Annotated in this window: 1 protein-coding gene; it reads right to left on the reverse strand. The window is 62.7% G+C overall.

All coding sequences use genetic code 11. The features are described 5' to 3' along the window. On the reverse strand, window positions 1-671 hold a 671-nt coding region (locus tag CF70_RS36640), incomplete at both ends, for a hypothetical protein (RefSeq protein ID WP_035866270.1).

Below are 671 nucleotides of genomic sequence, written 5' to 3' on the forward strand. Positions count from 1 at the left end.
GGTCGTGAAGGCGAGCGTCAGGGTATTGTTCAGTCCGCGATCGCCGCCGGCGGCCGGGACATCGACGCTCGCCACCGCACCACGCAAGGCCTCGTTTCGTCTGCTGGCTGAGCCGTCCATCACCTTGCCCAACGACTGCTTCATTTTCGCCAGCAGCGACGTTGACGGGATCCGGCTTTTCACTCGCACCACAACCTCGAACTTGACGGATTTCCCCTTAGGAACCATGCGCAAGTGCTGCGCCGCGCTGGCCGGAATGCCGCGCTTTGCGCAGGCACGCTCCACTTGCCCGCCGACTCGGTAGGCGTTCCACGCCTCCATTTGCTCGGCTGTCAGCGACAGGGATTCCTCAAAGTTGACCGGGATTTTTCGATCACCGAGACCGATCAGCGTTGGCCCGATCTGCGTCAGCGGCAGTTCCAGGACGAAGTGATCGCGTTTGGCCAGGTAGTTGGGCGGCTTCGGTGCCCCCGTCATGGCAGCGGCGCCAGGCCCCTTGGCCTCATAGACCTTCTTCGCCTCGAAGTATCCGGACCACCCATCCTTATAGCGGGCCACGACAAGTTGGGCGGCTTTGGCCGGCAGGCGGCGATAGACCACGTTGCCATGCTGATCGGGCCAGAGCTTGGCGACGTTGTCCAGCACCGTCAGGTCGATGACAGTGCGATAGA

The organism is Cupriavidus sp. SK-3, assembly GCF_000611145.1.
Classification (GTDB): Bacteria; Pseudomonadota; Gammaproteobacteria; order Burkholderiales; family Burkholderiaceae; genus Cupriavidus.